This is a genomic window from Mangrovivirga halotolerans (genome assembly GCF_026241165.1).
Lineage (GTDB): Bacteria > Bacteroidota > Bacteroidia > Cytophagales > Cyclobacteriaceae > Mangrovivirga > Mangrovivirga halotolerans.
In genome coordinates this window covers 98962-123152 of sequence record NZ_JAPFQN010000006.1, presented here as the reverse complement: position 1 = coordinate 123152, position 24191 = coordinate 98962, and the positions used below count along the sequence as shown (strand labels likewise).

Here is a 24191-nt window from a genome sequence, read left to right as displayed (position 1 = left end):
GGCTCTAAAGGGTTTCAATAAATAAATCGACAAGTGTAAATGAACTGCTGCTGCTGAAAGGTAATGGGCCGGTTGGTGATTGATGCGGTAGCCTTGTACAATCGTAAACAGATTCTTCACTATTGTCGAAGATAAATGTATAGTATCCTTGATGGGTATTTGTTCCATCTGTAGTTTTCAGAATTAGTGATACCACCTTGATTTCCGGGGTTTTTCTAACAACTTTTATTGAAAGTGATTCGGAGGATTCCGGTACTAATATTATTTCATCTCCACAAACTAAAGATGAATAATATATGCTTACTGAGTCATTATCTTCCAGGATTTGCCAATTAGTAATTTCCTGGGCTTCTAATTGAGTCGAAATAGCTGATAATAGCATAATTGTCAAGCCAATTTCTTTCCATAAATTTGACATGATATGGGGGCTTAAGATTTTTTTATAATCCCTGTATCTTTGAATTTGACTTAGATTTAAATATGGTTTTCAGGATACAGGAAGTGTAAGTAGATCAATACTGATTAATACAGTGTTTTAGTATATAAATGGGATTTTCTTTTTTGAATAGTCCTTAAACCATATGAGCAAGTATTGAACTAGATGATGTACCAAAAACTATTGTGAGATAATAATTCCAATAGTTCTTGCCTATACGCTTTCTTTGAAAGATTCTAACCTGGGTAGGTTATGTTGTAATTTGCTCTCCTGTCTTAAAATTTCAGTTGATAATTATTGAGTATTTAACTTGCAATAATTCAATAGAATAAGAAAGGCAGTTCCCTTCTAATGTAGATATAAAAGAAAATCTCGGGTGCCGATTTTTAATTTTATGTTAAAATCTATATCATTACAAAAATAGGATTTTTTTAATAAAAAATGAAAGAAAATCGCTAAAATGTGATTGTGTTTTTAGAGACCTGTTAAAAGGGTGATTATTAAAATATAATGGTATGAAAAAGGTATTTCTATTCATGTTTTCAATGCAATTCCTTGCAGGCTCTTCCCAACCCATCACTCCGGGTTTTGAAAAATCTGAATACATTGATTTACTCCTAATATCTATACAGTCAACTAAAAGGGAAGATTACCGCGAAAAGTATCCAAAGCCTGATAATTATTCTATGATCTATCAGTCAGGTGAATTGGGGCTTGATAATAGCTGGGACTTGTGGATCAATGATAAGGGGCGAGCCGTAATTAGCATAAGGGGTACGACTGATAAAATGGAAAGCTGGCTGGAAAATTTTTATGCTGCGATGGTTCCGGCTGAAGGTGAGATTACTTTACCTAATGTAGACGATACATTTAATTATAAGCTTTCTGAAGATCCGGATGCTGCGATTCACGTGGGTTGGTTAGTCGGGCTCGGATATCTTTCTCAGGAAATTGTTCCGAAAATAGATTCTTTGAATAAAGAGGGTATAAAAGACTTTCTAATAATGGGACATAGCCAGGGTGGAGCTATTGCCTATTTACTAACCTCTTATCTCCACTATCAACAAAAAGCAGGGAACCTGGATCCGGAATTAACTTTTAAAACTTACTGCAGTGCATCTCCAAAACCTGGAAATCTATATTACGCATATGATTTTGAACGCATTACACAGGGCGGATATGCTTTTTTGGTAATAAACCCTTATGACTGGGTGCCGGAAGTGCCAATCTCAATCCAAACGCTAAAGGATTTCAATCCTACCAATCCGTTTGTAAATGCAGAATCAATGATCAAAGAGCAGGAAATTCCTAAACGCTGGTTTTTGAAACATGCCTATAATAAGCTTAATAAACCGACATTAAAAGCACAGCGAAATTATGAAAAGTACTTAGGTAAAATGACCTATAAAATGGTTGAAAAGAATTTGCCCGGACTTATAGTTCCTGAATATCTTTCTACAAATAATTACATGAGAGCGGGAATACCTATCATTATGGAGCCAGGAGAAATATACCTGGATAGTTTCCCTGAACATTCAGATGATGTATTTGAGCACCATTTTCATCAGGCATATTTAACAGTTGCAAAAGAACTCCCTGAAGAACTTTATAAGAGTAATCCCGGGTTACCAGAAGGAAAATGGATTGTGGAAAACAAAAGATTTACTACCAGCAATGATTCTTTACCTGCTCTTCCCGTCCCCTATTTGAAAATTGAACCTAATAACCGGTCGATTAAGGGAAATACAGGATGTAACTCTTTTTCTGGAGAATATCTTGTCGATGGAGAAAGAATAAAGTTTTTACTCAATGGCCAGATGACTTTGAGAGCATGTCCGGGAAACAGGGAAGAAAACTTTTTAAATAACTTGAGCATGGTCAATGGGTATCATTACCAGGGTAACAGAATTTACCTGACTTCTGAAGGAATAGATGTGCTAGTTTTGAAAAAAGAATAAAGAAGACTGGGCATAGTAAACGGTTAGAAAAGCCAATTTTTTAGTGAATTATACTGATGTTATTCGTATCCTTGAAGATATTTTCATACCGGAAGTTCTTATAATATCTATGACTATTAATGCTTCCGTATTTTATTAAATATCATTATGGCAAATTTGGAATTCAACGGTAAACTAGTTCAAAAATTACCATTACAGGAAGGTCAGGGAAAAAATGGCCCATGGAAGAAACAAGATGTTATTGTAGAAACTATTGAAGATAAGTTTCCAAAAAAAGTTTGTGTTTCTATTTGGGGCGATAAAATTGATGATTCTGTTCTGAATGAGGGAGCAGTTTTAAATATAGCTTTCAATGTTGAAAGCAGAGAATATAATGGTCGGTGGTATACTGATGTAAAAGCATGGAGAATTCAGCCTGCAAATGCAGGTCAGGGACCTACAGGTGGAGGAGCTGCGCCTCCTGATTACCCACAGGCACCTATGCCTACCGAGGAGCCGCCGTTTGATTCTCCGGAAGATGATCTACCATTTTAACTATATAAAGGCAGTATAATTACTGCCTTATTTTTTATCTGGTAACATCGGTAAGTCATCATAAATTGAAGCTTTTACCATAGTGTTGATAGCATCTTCAGCCTGGAAAAATTTGCCAGCTACTGTTCCTCCCAATTCTTTTTTGATCTTTTTATAATATTTAACTCGTAAGGCTAACTCATCTTCCTGTATGGATATCATTTCATTAACCATCTTATCGATTTTCTCATCGGTTAAAGACGAATAATTAGCCGCATAATCCTTAATGAGATCGACTCTTTCCTTACTTATCTTTTTTCTTTTGCTCTCATAATCATTGTAAATTTCCCAGAAGTGAACAGCTCTTCCTTCTGATAAGCCCATGAATTCAGCGATTGCAGTTTTTTTTTCAAGTTCAAACATATCCATTAGAATTTCTGCTTCACTTTGGGCCTGTATTGTCGATGATAAACAAATGACTGAGAAAAGTATTAGAATGTTTTTCATTATCTGAATGGTTTAATAATAATTGTTGACTATAATAATTTACACAATTCGCTGGAAACAGGCGTTGTATTCCGGGCTAAATCCTTATCTGCCAATGGTTAAGCTGCTTAATAGTGAGATTGCCTCTGATTTTTTAGCAATAATCTTATCATTTTTAATAAAATCCTGTATTTTTGCCACACTTTGGGATCTTAGCTCAGTTGGTTTAGAGCGCTGCCTTGACAGGGCAGAGGTCGTGGGTTCGAATCCCTCAGATCCCACTTTCATTTCTAAAATTTGAATGACCATGCCTGTTTACGATGTGATTATTGTTGGTGGAGGAGCATCAGGCTTTTTCTGTGCCGCCAATCTTTTACATAGTGACCAGAAACTAAATATTCTTATCCTTGAACGATCACCAAACGTTTTAAATAAAGTCAGAATTTCCGGAGGTGGAAGATGTAACGTCACCCACGCTGTTGACTCTGTCCAGGAGCTGATCAATGCTTATCCCAGGGGTGGAAAGAAACTACGAAAGCTTTTTAATCGGTTTGACACGAATTCGACTGTCAAATGGTTTGAAAAAAGAGGAGTGAAAATAAAAACCGAATCTGATGGAAGGATGTTTCCGGTGACAGATTCATCTGAAACTATTATCAAAACTTTACTAAAAGCAACCGATAAAGCGGAAATAAAAGTAAAGCAAAAAGTAGATAGCTTAGAAAATAGAGATGGCATATGGCTGGTAAATAGTGGTGATAATGAATATCGATCTAAAGCTGTCTTTTTTGCACCTGGAGGTCTATCTAAAGGTGATCAATACAAGTTCATTGACAATTTAAATTTCAAAATAATTCCACCTGTTCCGTCATTATTTACTTTTAATTCCCCAGCCTCTGCATTTAAAAAATTGATGGGAGTTTCTGTGAAAAAAGGTGAAGTGAAACTTGCGGGATCAAAACTCGCAGCTTCTGGCCCTATACTGATCACCCATTGGGGTTTCAGTGGTCCGGCTCCGTTGAAATTATCTTCCCTGGGAGCCAGGGAGATCCATGAGAAAAATTATAAAGGAGATTTACTGATTAACTGGACTCCTTATTTTGATGAAAAAGTTTTCTCAGAGAAATTTAATCAAAGTATTGAGGAACAGAAAAATAAGCTTTCCAAGAATTTTCGGTTCGGCGATATTCCTGTAAGATTGATGGAAAAATTACTCATATTATCCGGAATAGAAGAAGAACGCCCTTTGGCAGAATGGTCAAAAAAGCAGAAAAACAAAATGATTGAAAACTTGTTCAGATGTATGGTTCATTTTTCAGGTAAAACTACTTTTAAAGAGGAGTTTGTTACAGCTGGGGGGCTATCGTTATCAGAAGTTGAATTAAATACCATGGAAGCTAAAAAGCACCCTAATCTTTATATTGGAGGAGAAGTTTTAGATGTTGATGCAGTTACCGGGGGATTTAATTTTCAATTTGCCTGGTCTTCTGCATATGTAGCATCTGAGGCTATTTTGTCAAAACTATAGTTATTTCATGTCGTATTAATAGTCAAATACCTTTATTAATGAGAAGAATTTTTACAGCATTTTTACTTGCAGGATTTTTTATTTCCTGTACCGGGCATAAGAATCAAACTGAAGAAGCCAACAGGGTAACCAATATTATTAATAACACAATTGAAGCTCATGGCGCTAATGCTCTGGAAAATGGCAAACTAAATTTTATTTTCAGAAATGGTCACTATACTGTAGAAGAACAAAATGGCCAATTCAAATATGAAAGGCTTATTTCAAAAGGAGATTCAGTTTACAGAGATATTTTAACTAATGAAAAATTTGTGAGGTTATATCAGGGAGATACTCTTGAATTAACCCCTTCTGAAGTTGTCAAATATAGAAACGGTCTTAATGCAGTAGTATATTTTGCTACGCTTCCTCAATCACTTTCAGATGATGCCGTTGTTCCGGAATATCTGGGAGATATGACAATTAAAGGAAATGAATACTATAAAATAAAGATTTCTTTTGAAGAAAATGGCGGAGGGCAAGATCACGAGGATGTTTTCGTTTACTGGATTAATAAGGATACTGACTTAATTGACTACTTGGCTTATGACTATAAAACCAATGGAGGAGGAATGCGATTTCGTGAAGCATTCAATAAAAGAAATGTTAATGGAGTGGTAATCCAGGATTACAATAATTACAAACCAACGGTTTCAGGCCTCAAGGTTCAGGATATTGATGAATTATTCGTTAATGGAGATCTTGAACTAGTCAGTGTGATAAAAACTGAAGAACCTGAGGTAGAAGTTTACTGAGGTAGGTTTTTATATAGATAGATTTTTTATCAGCACAAATAAATTATATATCTTTAAAAAAAATTTGTGTGGTAATAAATTTTGGTATGGTTTTTATCGTATTAGTTATTAAACGATAAACCTAACAGGGATATTTAATAGATGAGATTACTGACGATAGCTGTATTTATTTTTTCTCAATTGATCATTCTGGCTCAGAAGGTTCCCCAAAAACCTGTATCCAGGAACATCAATATTCCTAATCAAAAACATTTAGCTCCTGCTTTGAGAGGAGATGGGGGTGCCATGATTTATACTTCAAGTTATTCACCCTCTCAAAAGCTTGAAGTAATGTATTCAGAAAAGACTGCCTCAGGGTGGAGTAAGGCTGAGCCAGTTGAAGTGATTAACGCAACAAAAAGCCTAAATTATATCGGAGGTTACAGTATCTCATTTGATGGTGAATCAGTATTTTTTACTTCGTCGAGGGGCTCCGGTTTCGGTGGCTATGATATGTACGAAGTCGATAAACAAGGTGGCTATTGGATGAAGCCCAGAAACCTTGGTAAACCTATAAACAGTGAAATGCATGAAGGGAGTCCTTCTTTATCTCCAGATGGTAGAACCATGTATTTTATGCGGTGTGAAGAAATGGATAACACTTCAGGCAGTGGTTGTCAGATTATGATGGCTCAAAGACGAGGGGGGACTTACTGGCATGACCCAACTCCTCTTCCGGAACATATTAATATAGGTAATACAATGAATCCTAAAATATTGTCTGATAATAAGACTTTGATCTTTAGCTCAGACAGGCCTGGAGGTAAAGGGGGAATGGATCTTTATATTACCCGATATGAAGATGGAGTCTGGACAACACCAATCAATATTGATGCAATAAATACACCGGGAGATGATCTTTTTGCTGATGTCCCAGGTAAAGGAGATATTATTTATTTTACTAAAAAAGTAGATAATTACCCTCAAATATGGATGGCCAAGCTTCCGAAGGAATTCCAGCCTTCCTCAGTTGTTTTTGTAGATGGACGTGTTGTCGATGGAGCTACTGGCAATCCGATGGAAGCCTTTGTTCAAGTTTACAGAGCGAGTGATAGAAAACTAATTACCAATGATCGGTCTGGGCCTACTTCGGGTTTATTCGAACTATTTGTAACAGGAGGAGAAACATATGATTTTTCTGTTTCTTCCTTCGATCCGTCTTACATGATCTATGCCAGGCCATTAATGCTGGATACTCTGTCATATAGCCTAAGAGAAAGAAAAGCAATTACTCTTGAACCAATTGAGCCAGGAAAAGAATACTGGTTATATGGATTGGGATTCAAGAATGAATATGACTCACTTAACGATTTAGCCTTTTTTGATTTACAAAGAATTATTAAAACACTTAAAGGAAACAGAAATTGGAAGGTGAATATGACCGTTCACTTAGCTAATTTTAAAAAGGATAGTATACAGTCTGATCCTGATTTGACTGAAATGGAGCTGGACACTACGATGGTATCCCGACTTTCGGTCGTAATGGATAGTCTCGAAATTACCGGACCCGAAGAATTGTCCAAATATCTTTATGATAGCGTGGCAATTGATTCAAGTATGATCTATTTTCAGGTTGAAAAAATGATCGATACAGTTGATGTAGACACGTTTTACACGAATGATCGTCGGGAAAAACAGGCCCAGATGATGAGGGATTATTTTCTGGAGAAAGGTGTTCCTGAACAACTTTGGAGTGTTAGTGTAGCTCCAATTGAAGAAGATAATGAGACAGAATACCCCAATGATTATGATAAGGATGTCTGGGTTCGAATTAGATATGATGAAATACAACAATAAAAAAAGAGCACTTTATGTGCTCTTTTTTTATGTTATGCTGCTGAATATCTGAGATTAATTTTTTCGATTGTTTCTTCTTCTTCATTTCTAATCAAATGCTCCCATGGACCCGTTGGCATAAGCAATTTCATAGTCAGAGGGGCAGTTTCAATTACTAAAAACAGAAGTATTATAAAATAGTGTACAAGCTTCTGCTCGGGATATCTTTTAAGAACGGCTTCAAGTGCCTGGAACTTTAATATTAATCCCGATTGAAAGTTACTAAGATAATCTTCTAGCTCAGATTGTTTTTGATTTTCGAGAGCTACCCGATAAGAGTTTAGAGAGTCTTTAGTGCTTTCATAATCTGTTCGGTAAGCTTCTAGTTCGGATTGAGCTTCATCAGCTTGTTGTTTTTTGATTCTATATATAGGTCCAGGAGAAACTTTTCCGCTTCCACCAGTTCCGTCTGCTTCCCTTCTGGCTTCTTCGCGAAGTTCATTTCTCAAACCTTCCAATCTTTTAAGTTCAGCATCACCGGCTGTAAGAATACTGTCAATTCTTTTTTCAGGTTGTGCGTAGGCACTATCAATATCCGCTGTTCTTTCTTTGACCACTTCTCTTTTAAGCACAGCCGATTCGGTTTCTATTTCAGCAGCAAATAATTTTAATTCCATAGGTTTAGCTACTGTTATAGCAATAACGGCAGCTAAAGCCAACCTGGGTATTCCTTGTTTCCAAAGGTGTCGTCCTTTATAACGATACAGCCCCATTAATAGTAATCGGTCTATTGTAAGAATGAATAATCCCCATATGATGCCTATTGTTATAGCAGGATAGATTTCATTGAACACAAAGTGTAATGCATATGAGCCCGAGAGTACAGCAAATATCGCAGTGAGCAATACGAGTAAACCTGATGCAGAAAACCTCAATCTTTCCATTTGATAAGGCTTTATAGCTTCGGGTGGAATTCCGGCACACCAGATCAAAAATCTTTCGATACCGGAAATAGGTTTTTCTTTGTTCTCTTCTTCCTTGAGAGAATTTGATTTATTGTCTGTCATAATTAAAATAACTTTCCGAAAAGTATTTTATTGTGTGCAGATTATGTGCCAGCATGTTTAATTGGCTGTTTACCAGTAAGTAACGATGGAAGCGTGTAAAAAAAATGTTCAATGCTGAACAACCCGTTCCAACCTTTGATACACTTTGGGTGTCTAGTAGTTACAGGCCCGTTAAACCTAAACCTAAACCTATTTTTTAATCTTATAAGTGAAGAAAGTTGATTGGTGGGTCAGAAATTCCGGGAATGATTGTTAGCCGTTGAGATATACGTCAAGTAATCCTTCCGGAAGGTCGACTTTCAAAATTTTCTCATCCCGGTCAAGACCTTTGAGAATGACATCGTTAACGGGGATTAAAACCTCGGAGTCTTTAAAATCCATAACGATCAGGTCTTGTCCGGGATGATTTATTATATGATTTACAATTCCCAGTTCGCCCTGATTCTCATCAATTATTTTAAATCCGATTATTTCGTGGTAGTAGAATTGATTACCTGTTAATTCAGGCAATGCTTGTAAAGGAAGATACAGAGCATGGCCTTTCATTTTTTCGGCCTCCTCTAATGTTTGGATGTCTTCAAAAGCAATAATGCCTTTATTTCCTTTTACTGAAAGTGATTCAATAAAAAATGGAACCAGTTGTCCGTCGATTTCAACGAACACTGATTCCATTTCTGAATATTCTTCAGGATTATCGGAGTCAATAAAGATCTGTAATTCTCCCTGTACTCCGTGGAGCCTGGTTATGTAACCCAGTTGAAAACAAGAGTTAATATCCATTCTCCGGAATAATTAATCTTCTTTTTTCTCCTGATTTTCTTCTGATGCTGGAGCTTCATCTGAAGCTGCTTCTGCAGATTCTTCTTCGCTAGCCTCAGCACTTGTTTCCTCTTCTTCAGCTTTCGCTTCAGCTTCGGCCTCTTTTTGCTTAGCAGCAATTGCTTCTGCACGAGCAGCGCTAACTTTTGCTTCAGCTTCAAGTCTTGCTTTCGCTTCAGCTTCTTTCTTAGCAGAGATCGTGTCAGTTTTCTTAGAAATGCTTTCTTCTTTCTCTTTCATCCAGGCTTCAAATTTCTTGTCAGCCTCTTCCTGAGTGATAGCACCCTTGTTAACTCCTATCTGAAGATGTTTTTTAAACATCAATCCTCTGTAAGATAGCATAGCACGTACAGTATCTGTAGGCTGAGCTCCTTTTAACAACCAATCCAATGCTTTGTCATTGTCGATGTCAATTGTTGCAGGGTCAGTAGTAGGATTGTACGTACCGATTTTCTCGATAAATTTACCGTCACGCGGCGCTCTCGAGTCAGCGATTATTACGCTGTAAAATGGGCGCTTCTTGCGTCCACCTCTCTGTAATCTGATTTTTACTGCCATAAAATGTTACGTTTGTGAAGGATCACGTCCTTCGGTCCGTTTTTTAATTGGAACGCAAAAGTACTTTATTTTAATTAATCCTGAAAGCCGGGACGTTAAAATTATACCTTATATAGAGTATTTTTTAATAAAAGTAATTTAACATCGTTTAGAAGTACGAAATTAATTATTTTAACATGATAGAAAATTGATATGCCCCATAGCGTTTTCGATCATTCAAGTTGAATATCAATTAAATTCGTATAACCGCTTAAACGGTTTTTATATATCTTCCAGATTAAATACCTTTGTGCCGAAACGAGTATTCAAATATAGAACATGGATAACTACTCATACCTAAGCAATGCACACTCTTCTTATATAGATGAGTTGTACGCTGATTACAAAAAAGATCCTGAGAATGTAGATAAAACCTGGCAACGATTTTTTGAAGGTTTTGAATTTGCTCAGGAACAATATGGTGAAAACGGGCAGGCTACTGCAACGGGATCTAAGACCGGACTTCTTGACGATAAGGAAATACGAGTCAGGGCATTAATACATGCTTACAGATCCAGAGGACACCTCCGATCTAAAACAAACCCTGTAAGAGAAAGAAGGGATAGAAAAGCAATTCTTGATTTACCTGATTTTAATTTATCAGAATCAGATCTCGATACAGAATTTGATGCAGGTGAAGAAATCGGAATTGGCAGAGCTAAGCTTAAAGATATTGTAGCAGCTCTCAAGAATATCTATGAAGGAAATGTCGGGTTTGAATATTTATATATAAGAGAGCCTGAAGTACTTGATTGGTTCAAGAAAAAGAGCGAAAAAGATGCGCTTAGCTTCGATCCGACAACTGAGGATAAAAAAAGAATTTTAAGAAAATTAAATCAGGCGGTTGTTTTTGAAAACTTTCTGCATACCAAATATCTTGGGCAGAAAAGGTTTTCACTTGAAGGTGGTGAGACGACTATCCCGGCTCTTGATTCTATTATACATTATTCTGCCGATCTTGGTGTTGAAGAGGTGATCATAGGAATGGCCCACCGTGGTCGTTTAAATGTTTTAGCCAATATTATGGGTAAGACATACGAACATATTTTCAACGAATTTGAAGGGCAGGCAGAACCGGACCTGACAATGGGTGATGGTGACGTGAAGTATCACATGGGATATTCTTCACAGATCGAAACGGAAAATGGTAAAGAAGTTAACGTAAAGTTATCACCAAACCCTTCTCACCTTGAAGCTGTTGATCCTGTTGTTGAAGGATTTGCCAGGGCCAAATTAGACGGTCAGTATAATAAGGAACACGATAAAGTATTACCTATACTAATTCACGGTGATGCAGCAATAGCTGGTCAGGGTGTTGTTTATGAGGTAACACAAATGTCTCAGCTTGATGGATACCATACTGGCGGTACAATCCATTTCGTGATTAACAACCAGGTAGGATTTACTACTGATTTTGATGATGCCCGATCTTCTATCTATTCTACTGATGTAGCAAAAGTAATTGATGCGCCGGTACTTCATGTAAATGGTGATGATCCGGAAGCTGTGGTTTTCTGTGTAAAGCTGGCTGTTGAATACAGACAAAGATGGCACAAAGATATTTTTATTGATATGGTTTGTTATCGTCGTCATGGGCATAACGAAAGTGATGAACCTAAATTCACACAGCCATCGCTATATAATATTATTAGTAAGCACCCTAACCCAAGGGAAGTTTATAATAAAAAACTGGTTGAGCGTGGGGAAGTTGATGCCAAGCTCGCCAAGCAAATGGATAAGGAGTTCAGAAGTCTTCTTCAGGACAGATTGAATATGGTTAAGGAAGAATCTCTGCCATATCATTATCAGCAGATGGAGAAAGAATGGAAAGAACTTCGTCGTAGCGAACCAAAGGACTTTGAGCAATCTCCTGAAACAGGAATTGATGAAGAAACAATAAAGAAAATTGGTGAAGCACTGACTTTCACACCTGAAGGCTTCAAGCCTCTGAAACAGATCGAAAAGGCATTAAAAATTCGTAAGGAAGAATTTTTCAAGACTGGTGAATTTAGTTGGGCAAGTGCTGAGCTTATGGCTTATGGATCTATATTGCTTGAAAACAGGACAGTAAGGTTGACAGGCCAGGATGTTCAAAGAGGAACTTTCTCTCACAGACATGCGATTATAAGGGATGCAAATTCAGGTGAAGGCTTTAATAGCCTTAACCACATGTCTAAAGAACAAGGATCGTTTGAGATTTACAATTCACTTCTTTCAGAATTTGCTGTAATGGGCTTCGAATTTGGATATGCAATGGCCAATCCAAGTGCGTTAACTATCTGGGAAGCTCAATTCGGAGATTTTGCTAATGGGGCCCAGGTGATCATTGATCAATTTTTGGCTCCGTCAGAAACAAAATGGCAAAGAATGAATGGATTGGTCTTGTTGCTACCTCATGGATATGAAGGACAAGGACCTGAACATTCAAATGCCAGACCTGAAAGGTTCTTACAGCTATGTGCTGAATATAACATGCAGGTGGTCAATATTACTGAAGCCAGTAACTTTTTCCATGCATTGAGAAGACAGCTGGCATGGGAATTCAGAAAGCCATTGATTGTAATGTCTCCTAAGTCACTGCTTAGAAGTCCTAAAGTAGTTTCTCCTAAAGAGGAATTTACTTCAGGTCGATTCAGAGAAGTTCTTGATGACAAAGACGTTGATCCGAAGAAAGTAAGAAAGGTTGTCTTATGTACAGGTAAACTATATTATGACCTGATAGAAGCCAGAAAAGAAAAGAAATCTGATGATGTTGCACTTATCAGAGTGGAACAGCTTTATCCTTTCCCTGAAGCACAGGTTAATAATCTGATTGAGAAGAAATATACTAAAGCCAAAGAGTTCGCCTGGGCACAGGAAGAACCGGCAAATATGGGATACTACAGCTTTTTATTTATGAATTGGGGTAAAGCAAAAGACTTTACATTGATTTCTAGAAAGCCTAGTGCTTCTCCTGCAACAGGATACCCTAAAGTTCATAAAGAAGAACAAGACCGAATTATTGAAGCTGTTTTTAAATAAGAAAAGAAAATAAACTATAGATCTATGAGTCTGGAAATGAAAATTCCTGCCGTTGGTGAGTCAATAAATGAAGTAACTATCGGCAACTGGTTAAAACAGGACGGCGACCATGTTGAGATGGATGAGCCAATCTGTGAAATTGAATCAGACAAAGCAACATTTGAAGTTACTGCCGAGGCAGAAGGAACGTTGAAGATCAAGGCTGAAGAAGGAGATACATTAGAGATAGGCGATGTGCTGTGTGAGATCGAAGAAGGTGAAGGAAGTGGATCATCTGATAATGGTTCAGATTCCTCTGATAGTTCTTCTGAAGACAGTGAGTCTAAAAAGAAAGATTCTGAAAATAAATCAGAAGATAAATCTGACAAAGAAGATAAAGACAAATCATCTGGTTCAAAGTCAACTGGCGAGGTAGTTGAAATGAATGTTCCTACTGTTGGTGAATCGATCACAGAAGTGACATTGGGTTCATGGTTGAAGTCGGATGGAGATTTTGTCGAAATGGATGAGGAGATCGCTGAGATCGAATCTGATAAGGCTACTTTCGAATTAACAGCCGAAGCACAGGGTATTTTAAGAATTGAAGCTCAGGAAGGTGATACTCTTGAGATCGGTGATTTGATCTGTAAGATCGAAGTTACTGAAGGAGGAGAGTCTTCTGATTCTGATGATTCAGATAGTTCATCTTCTGAAAAGAGTGAATCTTCGGATAAAAAAGAATCTGAATCTGAAGAAGGATACGCCAAAGGTCATCCTTCGCCAGCTGCGGCTAAGATCCTTTCCGAAAAAGGGATCAAGCCGGAGGAAGTTAAAGGCACAGGTCCCGGAGGAAGAATTACCAAGGAAGATGCTCAAAATGCTAAGAAGTCAGAAGGCAAGAAGGAAACCGCTTCTAAGAAAGAGGAGGCACAAGCACCTGCGGCTGCATCTAAAGGAGAAAGAAATTCTGAGAGAAAGCGCATGAGTAGCATGCGTAAAACGATTGCCAAGAGATTGGTTTCTGTTAAGAACGAAACGGCTATGCTCACTACCTTTAATGAAGTGAACATGCAGCCAATCATGGATCTCAGAAAGAAATACAAGGATAAATTTAAAGAAAAGAATGGTGTTGGATTAGGATTCATGTCTTTCTTCACTAAGGCTGTTTGTCAGGCATTGCTTGAGTGGCCGGCTGTAAATGCACAGATCGATGGAGATGAGATGATCTATCATGAGTACTGTGATGTATCAATTGCTGTATCAACACCAAAAGGACTTGTTGTTCCTGTGATCAGAAATGCTGAGCAATTAGGATTTGCTGAAATCGAATCAGAGATCATCAGGCTAGCTGGAAAGGCAAGAGATGGTAAGTTGTCAATGGATGAAATGCAGGGAGGTACATTTACAATTACTAATGGCGGAATCTTCGGATCTATGATGAGTACACCGATCATTAATGCTCCTCAATCAGCTATTCTTGGTATGCACAATATTGTAGAAAGAGCAATGGTAGAAAACGGAGAAGTAGTTGTAAGGCCTATGATGTACGTGGCACTTTCATATGATCACAGAGTGATCGATGGTAAGGAATCTGTAAGTTTCCTTGTTCGAGTGAAGGAACTTCTTGAAGATCCTGCAAGATTGATGCTTGGTATCTAATTTTTTCATTAAGAAAACAATATTTAAAATGGAATATGATGTTATCGTAGTTGGTTCGGGTCCCGGTGGATATGTGGCAGCAATTAGATGTGCCCAGTTGGGAATGAAAACCGCTATTGTTGAAAAATATAATAGTCTTGGAGGTACTTGCCTTAATGTAGGATGTATTCCTTCGAAAGCGCTGCTTGATTCATCTGAGCATTATCACAACGCTGATACTACTTTTAAAGATCATGGCATCAAATTATCAAATTTGAAGCCAGACCTGAAGCAGATGATCAAACGTAAAGATGATGTGGTATCACAGACTGTTGGTGGTATCGATTATCTGATGAAGAAAAACAAGATCGATGTACATACAGGTCTGGGCTCTTTCGTTGATAAAAACACGATAAAAGTTGCTCCTGAAAAAGGGGATGCAAAAGAGATCAAGGGTAAAAATATTATCATAGCAACAGGATCTAAGCCAAGTACTCTTCCTTTTATCAAACTTGACAAAGAAAGAGTGATCACCAGCACTGAAGCCTTAAAGATGAAGGAGATTCCTAAGAATCTTGTAATTATCGGTGGTGGAGTTATTGGATTGGAGTTAGGTTCAGTCTATGCTCGTCTTGGAGCAAAAGTTCAGGTTGTTGAATACATGGATAGCATTATCCCTACCATGGATAAAACAATGGGAAAAGAACTTCAGAAATCATTGAAAAAGTTAGGTTTCGAATTCTTCCTGAAGCATAAAGTTACCGAAGTAGAAAACACCGGTAAGGAAGTGAAAATTGTTGCTGAATCTCCAAAAGGTGAAAACGTGGAATTAAAAGGAGATTATTGCCTGGTTTCAATCGGTCGACACGCTTATACTGAAGGTCTTGGTCTGGATAATGTTGGTATCAAAACTGACGACAGAGGAAGAGTTGAAGTTGATGAGAATCTGAAGACTGGTGTTGGTAATATATATGCGATCGGTGATGTGATCAAAGGTGCAATGCTCGCTCATAAGGCGGAAGAAGAAGGCACCTTCGTTGCTGAAGTGATAGCTGGGCAAAAGCCACACATTAACTATAACCTGATTCCTGGTGTTGTTTATACCTGGCCGGAAGTTGCCTCTGTTGGAAAAACAGAGCAGCAATTAAAAGAGGATAAAGTGCCTGTGAAAATTGGTAACTTCCCTTTCAAAGCTTTAGGTAGAGCACGTGCAAGTATGGATATAGACGGTGTGGTGAAAGTTCTGGCACACAAAGAAACTGATGAAATACTTGGAGTTCACATTATCGGAGCAAGAGCGGCAGATATGATTGCAGCAGGAGTTACTGCCATGGAATATCGCGCATCTGCTGAAGATGTAGCTAGAATGTCTCACGCCCACCCTACTTATATGGAGGCATTCAAAGAGGCTTGTCTGGCTGCCACTGAAAACAGACCGATCCATATTTAATTGAAGTCAAAAGTTATAAATAATAGAGCCGGTACAATTTGTGCCGGCTTTTTTGGTTTTCTAAAGTGAAAGGCAGAAATCAAAGGGGTAAAAGTACGTGCAAATTTTTAGCGGATTTTTTGTTAAAATTTTAATGCTTCACTTCGGGTTGCTTTTGATTAAATGCCATACTTTTGAGGTCCTGATTTAAAGTAAAATTAAATATATGAGTGTTGAAAGGCATGTTCTGAAAATAGCTTCAGAATTAAATTTACCAATAAAAGGAGTTACAGCGACAGTTGAACTTTTAGAGGAAGGAGCTACAATTCCTTTCATATCGAGATATAGAAAAGAGCGAACAGGGAGTCTTGATGAAGTTAATATTTCTTCGATCAGTGACCGGCTTACTCAGCTAAAAGAACTGGATAAGCGAAGAGAAACCGTTTTAAAATCAATCGATGACCAGGGTAAGCTTACCCCGGAACTCAAAAAGGCAATTGAAGAAGCGGAAACCATGGCCAAACTGGAAGATCTTTATCTTCCTTACAAGCCTAAAAGAAGAACCAAAGGTACAATTGCCAAGGAAAAAGGACTTGAGCCACTTGCTGAAAAGTTGTTTTCCCAGGAATCTTTCGATGTAGCTGCTGAAGCTGAAAAGTATCTTTCTGAAGAGAAAGACAAAGAAGTTAAAAGTGTGGAAGAAGCTCTTCAGGGTGCCCGTGATATTATCGCAGAATGGGTGAATGAAAATGCAGATGTTCGGGAAGCATTGAGAACAATGTTCAGGAACAAGGCAGTGATCAAATCGAAGGTTATTACTGGTAAGGAAGAAGAAGCTGCAAAATATAAGGATTATTTTGAATGGGAAGAGCCTCTTTCAAAAGCACCATCTCACAGAATTCTGGCAATGAGAAGAGGTGAAAAAGAACTTTTTCTCATGCTCGATATATCAGTAGATAAGGACGAGGCGATTAGTCTTGTCAATAAAATGATCCTTGAAGGCAATACAGAAGCTGCCAATGAGGTTGAGAAAGCGATTGAAGATTCGTATAAGAGACTCCTTAAACCAGCGATCGAGACTGAGATGAGGATGGAGTCTAAGAAAAGAAGTGACGAAGAAGCAATTAAAGTTTTCGCTGAAAACCTGAAGGAATTATTGCTAGCCTCTCCTCTTGGAGAAAAAGCTGTGCTGGCCATTGACCCGGGATTCAGAACAGGCTGTAAAGTAGTCGCGCTTGACAAACAAGGTAAACTTTTGGAGAATACAACTATTTTTCCAAATGAGCCTCAAAAAAAGATAGCCGAATCAGAAGCTGTTGTAATGGCTTTTATCCAAAAGTACAACCTAGAAGCAATAGCAATAGGGAATGGAACTGCAGGGAGAGAAACCGAAGCTTTTTGTAAAAACATTAAGTTCCCTTTCGAGGTACCAGTGATTTCAGTAAATGAAAGTGGTGCTTCAATATACTCCGCCAGTGATGTCGCAAGGGAGGAGTTTCCTGAGCAGGATCTTACAGTAAGAGGAGCAGTATCTATTGGCCGAAGGTTAAAAGATCCATTAGCCGAGCTTGTAAAAATTGATGCTAAATCAATAGGGGTCGGACAATATCAGCATGATGTTGATCAGTCTTCACTAAAGAAAGGACTTGATACTGTAGTGGAGAGTTGTGTGAATGCTGTAGGAGTTGAAGTTAATTTGGCTTCTAAACAATTGTTGACATATGTGTCCGGGCTGGGACCTACTCTTGCCAAGAATATAGTTGAATACAGAAACGAAAACGGAGCTTTTAATGGGCGTGAAGACCTTAAAAAGGTTAAGCTTATGGGTGACAAGGCGTTTGAACAGGCTGCAGGTTTCTTAAGAGTAAGAAACGGTAAGCATCCTCTTGATTCAAGTGCAGTACACCCTGAAAGTTATCCCATAGTAGAGAAAATGGCTAAGGATCTGGGAGCTTCTGTTGAAGACCTGATAAAAGATAAGTCGCTAAGGGCAAAGATCGATCTTAAGAAATATGTCACTGATGAAGTAGGTCTGCCAACCCTTAATGATATAATGAAAGAACTTGATAAGCCGGGAAGAGACCCGCGTGCTGAATTCGAGATCTTTAGTTTTGATGAAGGGGTAAACAAAGTAGAAGATCTGAAGCCGGGAATGGTTTTACCAGGCATCGTTACAAATGTTACTAAATTCGGTGCATTTGTGGATGTAGGAGTTCACCAGGACGGGCTAGTTCATATTTCAGAGTTGAGCAACGAATTTGTTAGTGAGCCTGCGGAAGTGGTGAAAGTGTCACAAAAGGTTGAGGTCAGAGTGGTAGAAGTAGACTTTAACAGGAACAGGATATCACTTTCGATGAAAGACGAAAACGCAAAGCCCGCCCGAAAGAAGGGTGCTAACAAAAATAAAAAGGATGAGCCTGAAGGAGATATGGCCTCCAAATTGAAAAAGCTTAAAGGCCTTTGGAATAACTAAAATTAAAAACCCGGTAGACTAGGTCTCCGGGTTTTTTTGCGAATAAACCAATAAATTCTAATTTATGCTGCGTGCATCGATTTGAATTTTAAACAGTATTTCATGTGCTTTTTCTGAATAAGTAACAATTCACTCAGATCAAGACTAAATTCCTTATTGTAAAGTCTATATATCAATTGCCATTCTTCCTGAGCCATAAAGCCATCGCTATTTGCGATTGTTGCCATCCATGCGACTGCTTCGATCTGGAATTTTTTGGATTTAGATTTTAGCTCTTTGATACATTCGTTCATTACCTCTTCATCTTTTCTGGACATAAGCATGGGTAAGGTAGAATCGACTTCCTCATCAGAAATTTCCTCTTGCTCACACATTGCTTTAAAGAATATTTTTTCATTCTCACTTATCCTTCCATCTGCAGAGGCTGTCAGATAATAAAGCTTAATGAGAATAGAATTTTCGCTCCTGGTGTTCATAGTGGTAATATGATTGGGTTACTAAATTTAAAAAGTTTCTTTAAAAAAGTAAATATTGTGTCTGTTTACTTTAAATACACTAGAAACCGATCTAGTAACCGATAAATCCTATTAATTATAGGAATACAAAAAAAACGGGGATTAACTCCCCGTTTTTATCGATAAATATTTTAGAGAGGTATTAAAAAGCTGAAGCTATTCCCCCAAAAATGGCGAAAACAAACATTAGAGCATAAAAACCCAGGAAAATAATGGCTATGATTCCATAAAACTTAAATAGTCTTTTAAGGTTTTTCAGCCCATTTTCAAAATCAGTATTAGCTCCTGCTTCAATTCCCGATTTAGTTTTAGATCCAAAAGTGAATAAAAAATATGACGGAATAAAGCTGATGATAGCTACTATTATGTAAAAGAATATAAAAAATCCTGCACCCATAAAACCTGGAAGTTGAGTGTCTGCACCACCCATACTTGCAAGTGTACCCATAGTGCCACCCATAAAAATACCCATTATAAGAGTAAGACCACTAGCAATAAAACCTAATATTCCAAGAAATCTTGCCCATTTAGAAGCTTCAGTTAAATTAGACTTTGCCATCGCATTCAAGGCTAAAGCTTCTCCACTGTTTTGATCGAGTATACTGTTCATATTTAATAGTTAGTTATTGAAAATAATAACAAGTATAAGAATGAAGAAAAGACTATGTCAATTAATTAATGATAATTATTAATAATATTTTTTAAGATTTATTCTCCAGTTTTTTTTATTCACAGTTGGTTGTTCTAATTTTGTGCAATTTATGTTTTCCATCTAACAAAATATAAAAATGCCAAAAGATCCCGGTATAAAATCCGTCTTAATTATTGGAAGTGGCCCGATCGTTATTGGTCAGGCGTGTGAGTTTGATTATTCAGGTTCTCAAGCTTCAAGATCGTTGAGAGAAGAAGGAATTGAAGTGACCCTGATTAATTCCAACCCAGCCACGATCATGACTGACCCTGTTACAGCAGATAACGTTTATTTGCGACCACTGGAGAAAAAGTCAATTATTGAAATCCTTGAAGAGCACAAGATCGATGCTGTTCTTCCGACAATGGGAGGCCAGACAGCTCTAAACCTCGCTGAAGATTGTGAAAAAGCAGGTATCTGGGAAAAATATGGCGTGAAAGTCATAGGAGTGGACTTCGGAGCTATTGCAACTACCGAAGACAGAGAAGCATTCCGTCTTAAAATGACAGAGATGGGAATCCATGTCTGCCAGGGTGAAACTGCTACTAGTTTCCTTGAAGGTAAAGAGATAGCTCAGGAAATCGGGTTTCCACTGGTAATTAGACCTTCTTATACCCTAGGTGGTTCCGGGGGTGGTTTCGTTAACTCTGCTGATGAGTTTGACAAAGCACTGACTCATGGTCTTCATTCTTCACCTATCCATGAAGTACTAATCGAAAAAAGTATTCTGGGCTGGAAAGAGTTCGAGGTTGAGCTTTTACGAGACAGAATTGGTAATGTAATCATTATCTGTTCGATCGAGAATTTTGATCCGATGGGTATCCACACTGGGGATTCGATCACTGTGGCCCCAGCGCAGACATTACCAGATACTGTTTACCAGAGGATGCGTGACATGGCTATCAGGATGATGAACGGTATCGGTGATTTTGCCGGAGGATGTAATGTTCAGTTCGCTGTTAACCCGGAAGATGATGACATTGTCGCTATTGAAATTAACCCAAGGGTTTCAAGATCATCAGCATTAGCATCTAAAGCAACAGGTTATCCGATTGCTAAAGTTGCAGCTAAGCTTGCCATAGGATACACTTTGGACGAGCTTGAAAATCAGATCACAAAAACTACCAGTGCTTATTTTGAGCCTGCTCTTGATTATGTGATCGTTAAGATACCGAGATGGAACTTTGATAAGTTTGAAGGTTCTGACAGAAGACTTGGTCTTCAGATGAAGTCTGTGGGAGAAGTAATGGGTATTGGCAGAAACTTCCAGGAAGCACTTCAAAAAGCATGTCAGTCACTTGAGATCAGAAGGAATGGTCTGGGAGCAGATGGAAGGGAATTAAAGAAGAGAGAGCCTCTTTTAGAAAGTTTAAAAACTCCAAGCTGGAACAGGCTTTTCCATATTTATGATGCTTTCAAATTGGGAGTATCTTTTGATACGATATTTAAATACACTAAAATAGATCCTTGGTTCCTGCAGCAAATCGAGGAGTTGATCGTTTTAGAGCGTGAAATTGAGCAGTACGAGCTGGATTCACTTCCACGAGCTTTGATGTTGACAGCAAAGAAAAAAGGATATGCTGACAGACAGATTGCTCACTTACTGGGGTGCCTTGAAAGTGAAGTAGCTGCTAAGAGAAAAGAAATGGGTGTGAACCGGATTTACAAAATGGTTGATACCTGTGCAGCGGAGTTTGAAGCGAAAACACCGTACTACTACTCTACTTTTGGTGATGAAAACGAAGTTGATCCTAAAAGTGATAAAAAGAAAGTTATCGTTTTAGGTTCAGGTCCAAACAGGATCGGCCAGGGTATAGAATTTGACTATTCATGTGTACACGGAGTTCTGGCTGCAAAAGAGTGTGGTTACGAGACAATCATGATCAATTGTAACCCTGAGACTGTTTCTACAGACTTTGATACTGCTGATAGACTTTATTTCGAGCCGGTTTTCTGGGAGCATATTTATGAGATCATTCAGTTGGAGCAACCTTATGGTGTGATCGTTCAGCTTGGTGGGCAGACTGCATTAAAACTGGCTGAGAAGCTTGATCGATATGGAATTAAAATTCTTGGTACGAGCTATGAGGCTCTGGATCTTGCAGAAGACAGAGGTCATTTCTCAGAATTATTGAAAGAAAATGAGATTCCTTATCCTGAATTTGGTGTTGCTGAAGATGCGCAGGAGGGAATCGAATTATCCAGAAAGATCGGATTTCCGTTGCTGGTAAGACCTTCGTATGTGTTAGGCGGTCAGAGTATGAAGATCGTGATAAACGAGCAAGAACTGGAAGAGCATATCATCGATATTCATAATAAAATTCCAGATAACAGAGTATTGCTTGATCACTTCCTCGATGGCGCGATCGAAGCAGAAGCTGATGCAATATGTGATGGTGAAAATGTGTATATCATCGGAATAATGCAGCATATAGAGCCTGCAGGTATTCACTCCGGAGATTCATATGCTGTATTGCCTCCATACAATCTTGGTGACCTGATTATAGAGCAGATCGAGCAGCATACAAGAACTATTGCAAAAGCATTGAAAACTGTTGGTCTGATAAATATTCAGTATGCGATTAAAGATGATACTGTGTATGTAATCGAGGCTAACCCGAGAGCTTCTCGTACAGTTCCTTTCATTTGCAAAGCATACAATGAGCCTTATGTTAATTATGCAACTAAGGTGATGCTGGGAGAAAAGAAAGTTACTGACTTTGATTTTAATCCGACTAAGAAAGGGTACGCTATTAAAGTGCCGGTATTCTCGTTTGAGAAATTCCCTAATGTAAATAAGGAATTAGGTCCGGAAATGAAATCAACAGGAGAAGCAATCTATTTTATAGATAACCTTCAGGATGATTATTTCTTAAAAATTTACAGAGAACGAAACCTATACTTGAGTAAATAGTTTAAACTAATATGGGAATTGTTTTAAAATTTTTATTAATAGCTTTCGTAATATTTTACATCTTTTCAAAGCTATTTGGATTTCTTTTCAGGGTGTTGTTAGGTAGAGCTGCCACTCAGTATAAAAATCAGCAACAGCAGCAAGGTTACAAAAACGCAAACCGTCAGCGAAGAGATGGTGAATTAAATGTGGATTATGTACCTGTAAAAGAAAAGCCAAAAAGAAAGAGTACTGGTTCAGCCGATGGAGAGTACATTGATTTTGAAGAAGTAAAGTAAAAATACTTTCAAATACATGGATTTAAAGGCCAATAGTTAATTCTATTGGCCTTTTTTAATCTCTTCGCCTAAAATTCATAAAAAATTCAAACGTTTGAAATGACTTGAAAATGGATTTTTTATATATTTGCAACCATTAGACAATAAAACCCAAACTCTTCATGTCCCTACAAAAAATACAAGACCTATTAGGTTCAGACGCTGAAAAGTTATTATCTCATAAATGTGAGACAATAGACAAATCATCATTGCACGTTCCGGGTCCTGACTTCATAGACAGGATCTTTGCTCAGTCAGACAGATCGGCCCAGGTACTAAATAGCCTTGCTTCTATTTATAACTCTGGAAGATTAGCCGGTACTGGTTACGTTTCTATATTGCCAGTTGACCAGGGTATCGAGCATACTGCAGGAGCTTCATTTGCCCCTAACCCAATCTATTTTGATCCTGAAAATATAATCAAATTAGCTATTGAAGGTGGTTGTAATGCTGTTGCTACTACTTTTGGAGGATTGGCCTTGATGAGTAGAAAATATGCACATAAAATTCCTTTTATCGTAAAGATCAATCATAACGAATTGCTTACCTATCCAAATACATATGATCAGGTAATGTACGGATCCGTTGAAGAAGCATGGAATCTTGGTGCTAAAGCAGTTGGAGCAACTATTTATTTTGGTAGCGAAGAGTCCAACAGGCAAATACAAGAAGTTGCTGCAGCATTCGAAAGAGCACATGAGCTGGGAATGGCAACAATTCTTTGGTGTTACACTCGTAATAGTTCATTTAAGAAAGACGGGACGGATTATCATGTTGCTGCAGATCTTACTGGTCAGGCCAATCACCTTGGAGTAACGATAAAAGCAGATATCATTAAACAAAAACTGCCAGAAACAAATGGTGGTTTTAAAGCTATAAATTTCGCAAAAACTCACGATAAAGTTTATTCAGAACTGAGTAGCGATCATCCAATCGACCTAACCAGGTACCAGGTAGCAAATTGTTACATGGGAAGAATCGGATTAATTAATAGTGGCGGAGCTTCTTCAGGAGCATCAGACCTTGCAGAAGCAGTTAAAACCGCTGTTATAAATAAAAGAGCAGGGGGTATGGGACTTATATCTGGTAGAAAGGCTTTCCAAAGACCTATGAAGGAAGGCTCAGAATTATTGCACCACATTCAGGATGTTTATCTGGCTCAGGAAATTGAGCTGGCATAATCATGTCTATTTAGGTTATA

The 24191-nt window shown here is 38.0% G+C and carries 19 protein-coding genes and 1 tRNA gene; 13 read left to right on the top strand and 7 right to left on the bottom strand.

Going from position 1 to position 24191, the window contains the following annotated elements; all coding sequences use genetic code 11:
- Positions 1–4: 4 nt before the first annotated feature.
- Positions 5–418 carry a hypothetical protein gene (locus tag OO013_RS11310; protein WP_266056920.1) on the bottom strand — a complete coding sequence of 138 codons (414 nt, stop codon included), beginning with the start codon at positions 416–418 and terminating at the stop codon, positions 5–7.
- A gap of 533 nt (positions 419–951) precedes the next feature.
- Here OO013_RS11310 and OO013_RS11305 point away from each other — a divergent pair.
- Positions 952–2394 carry a lipase family protein gene (locus OO013_RS11305; protein ID WP_266056919.1) on the top strand — a complete coding sequence of 481 codons (1443 nt, stop codon included), beginning with the start codon at positions 952–954 and terminating at the stop codon, positions 2392–2394.
- A gap of 147 nt (positions 2395–2541) precedes the next feature.
- Complete coding sequence (locus OO013_RS11300) at positions 2542–2928, top strand: DUF3127 domain-containing protein (protein WP_266056918.1); 387 nt, start codon at positions 2542–2544, stop codon at positions 2926–2928.
- Between the two features lie 27 nt (positions 2929–2955).
- Here OO013_RS11300 and OO013_RS11295 read toward each other — a convergent pair whose 3' ends face one another.
- Positions 2956–3414, bottom strand: coding sequence for a hypothetical protein (locus OO013_RS11295; RefSeq protein ID WP_266056917.1), 459 nt, complete (start codon positions 3412–3414; stop codon positions 2956–2958).
- A 185-nt stretch (positions 3415–3599) separates the two neighbouring features.
- Between OO013_RS11295 and OO013_RS11290 the strand changes: the two genes are divergently transcribed.
- From OO013_RS11290 to OO013_RS11275, 4 genes are all read left to right on the top strand, one after another.
- Positions 3600–3674 (top strand) — tRNA-Val (locus tag OO013_RS11290).
- A gap of 26 nt (positions 3675–3700) precedes the next feature.
- On the top strand, positions 3701–4921 hold the full coding sequence (locus OO013_RS11285) for a BaiN/RdsA family NAD(P)/FAD-dependent oxidoreductase (RefSeq protein ID WP_266056916.1): 1221 nt from the start codon (positions 3701–3703) through the stop codon (positions 4919–4921).
- A gap of 38 nt (positions 4922–4959) precedes the next feature.
- Positions 4960–5715, top strand: a complete 756-nt coding sequence (locus OO013_RS11280; RefSeq protein ID WP_266056915.1) for a DUF6503 family protein — start codon at positions 4960–4962, stop codon at positions 5713–5715.
- A 141-nt stretch (positions 5716–5856) separates the two neighbouring features.
- A complete protein-coding gene (locus tag OO013_RS11275) occupies positions 5857–7551 on the top strand; it encodes a TolB family protein (protein WP_266056914.1) in 1695 nt (564 codons plus the stop codon).
- Positions 7552–7583: 32 nt separating this feature from the next.
- Here the strand turns inward: OO013_RS11275 and OO013_RS11270 are convergent, their stop codons facing one another.
- From OO013_RS11270 to OO013_RS11260, 3 genes are all read right to left on the bottom strand, one after another.
- On the bottom strand, positions 7584–8597 hold the full coding sequence (locus tag OO013_RS11270) for a DUF4407 domain-containing protein (protein WP_266056913.1): 1014 nt from the start codon (positions 8595–8597) through the stop codon (positions 7584–7586).
- 252 nt (positions 8598–8849) lie between these two features.
- The gene (rimM, locus tag OO013_RS11265) at positions 8850–9377 is read right to left on the bottom strand and encodes a ribosome maturation factor RimM (RefSeq protein WP_266056912.1); all 528 of its coding nucleotides are present in this window, start codon (positions 9375–9377) and stop codon (positions 8850–8852) included.
- A gap of 12 nt (positions 9378–9389) precedes the next feature.
- Positions 9390–9974 (bottom strand): 30S ribosomal protein S16, encoded by a 585-nt coding sequence (locus OO013_RS11260; RefSeq protein ID WP_266056911.1) that lies wholly within the window; start codon positions 9972–9974, stop codon positions 9390–9392.
- A gap of 318 nt (positions 9975–10292) precedes the next feature.
- Between OO013_RS11260 and OO013_RS11255 the strand changes: the two genes are divergently transcribed.
- The 4 genes from OO013_RS11255 to OO013_RS11240 all read left to right on the top strand — a co-directional run bounded on the left by OO013_RS11255 (position 10293) and on the right by OO013_RS11240 (position 18553).
- The gene (locus tag OO013_RS11255) at positions 10293–13034 is read left to right on the top strand and encodes a 2-oxoglutarate dehydrogenase E1 component (protein WP_266056910.1); all 2742 of its coding nucleotides are present in this window, start codon (positions 10293–10295) and stop codon (positions 13032–13034) included.
- Positions 13035–13058: 24 nt separating this feature from the next.
- Positions 13059–14672: a 2-oxoglutarate dehydrogenase complex dihydrolipoyllysine-residue succinyltransferase gene (gene odhB / locus OO013_RS11250; RefSeq protein WP_266056909.1), complete on the top strand. Its 1614-nt coding sequence runs from the start codon at positions 13059–13061 to the stop codon at positions 14670–14672.
- A 28-nt stretch (positions 14673–14700) separates the two neighbouring features.
- A complete protein-coding gene (gene lpdA / locus OO013_RS11245) occupies positions 14701–16101 on the top strand; it encodes a dihydrolipoyl dehydrogenase (protein WP_266056908.1) in 1401 nt (466 codons plus the stop codon).
- Positions 16102–16306: 205 nt separating this feature from the next.
- A complete protein-coding gene (locus tag OO013_RS11240) occupies positions 16307–18553 on the top strand; it encodes a Tex family protein (RefSeq protein ID WP_266056907.1) in 2247 nt (748 codons plus the stop codon).
- 62 nt (positions 18554–18615) lie between these two features.
- Here OO013_RS11240 and OO013_RS11235 read toward each other — a convergent pair whose 3' ends face one another.
- A complete protein-coding gene (locus tag OO013_RS11235) occupies positions 18616–19029 on the bottom strand; it encodes a tellurite resistance TerB family protein (RefSeq protein ID WP_266056906.1) in 414 nt (137 codons plus the stop codon).
- Between the two features lie 181 nt (positions 19030–19210).
- Positions 19211–19678, bottom strand: a complete 468-nt coding sequence (locus tag OO013_RS11230) for a hypothetical protein (RefSeq protein ID WP_266056905.1) — start codon at positions 19676–19678, stop codon at positions 19211–19213.
- A gap of 178 nt (positions 19679–19856) precedes the next feature.
- On the opposite strand from OO013_RS11230, the gene carB reads away from it, so the two are divergent.
- The 3 genes from carB (at position 19857) to OO013_RS11215 (ending at position 24171) form a co-directional block, all read left to right on the top strand.
- Complete coding sequence (carB, locus tag OO013_RS11225) at positions 19857–22673, top strand: carbamoyl-phosphate synthase large subunit (protein ID WP_266056904.1); 2817 nt, start codon at positions 19857–19859, stop codon at positions 22671–22673.
- 11 nt (positions 22674–22684) lie between these two features.
- Positions 22685–22951 carry a DUF4834 family protein gene (locus tag OO013_RS11220; RefSeq protein WP_266056903.1) on the top strand — a complete coding sequence of 89 codons (267 nt, stop codon included), beginning with the start codon at positions 22685–22687 and terminating at the stop codon, positions 22949–22951.
- Positions 22952–23112: 161 nt separating this feature from the next.
- Positions 23113–24171 (top strand): class I fructose-bisphosphate aldolase, encoded by a 1059-nt coding sequence (locus OO013_RS11215; RefSeq protein WP_266056902.1) that lies wholly within the window; start codon positions 23113–23115, stop codon positions 24169–24171.
- Positions 24172–24191: the final 20 nt, after the last annotated feature.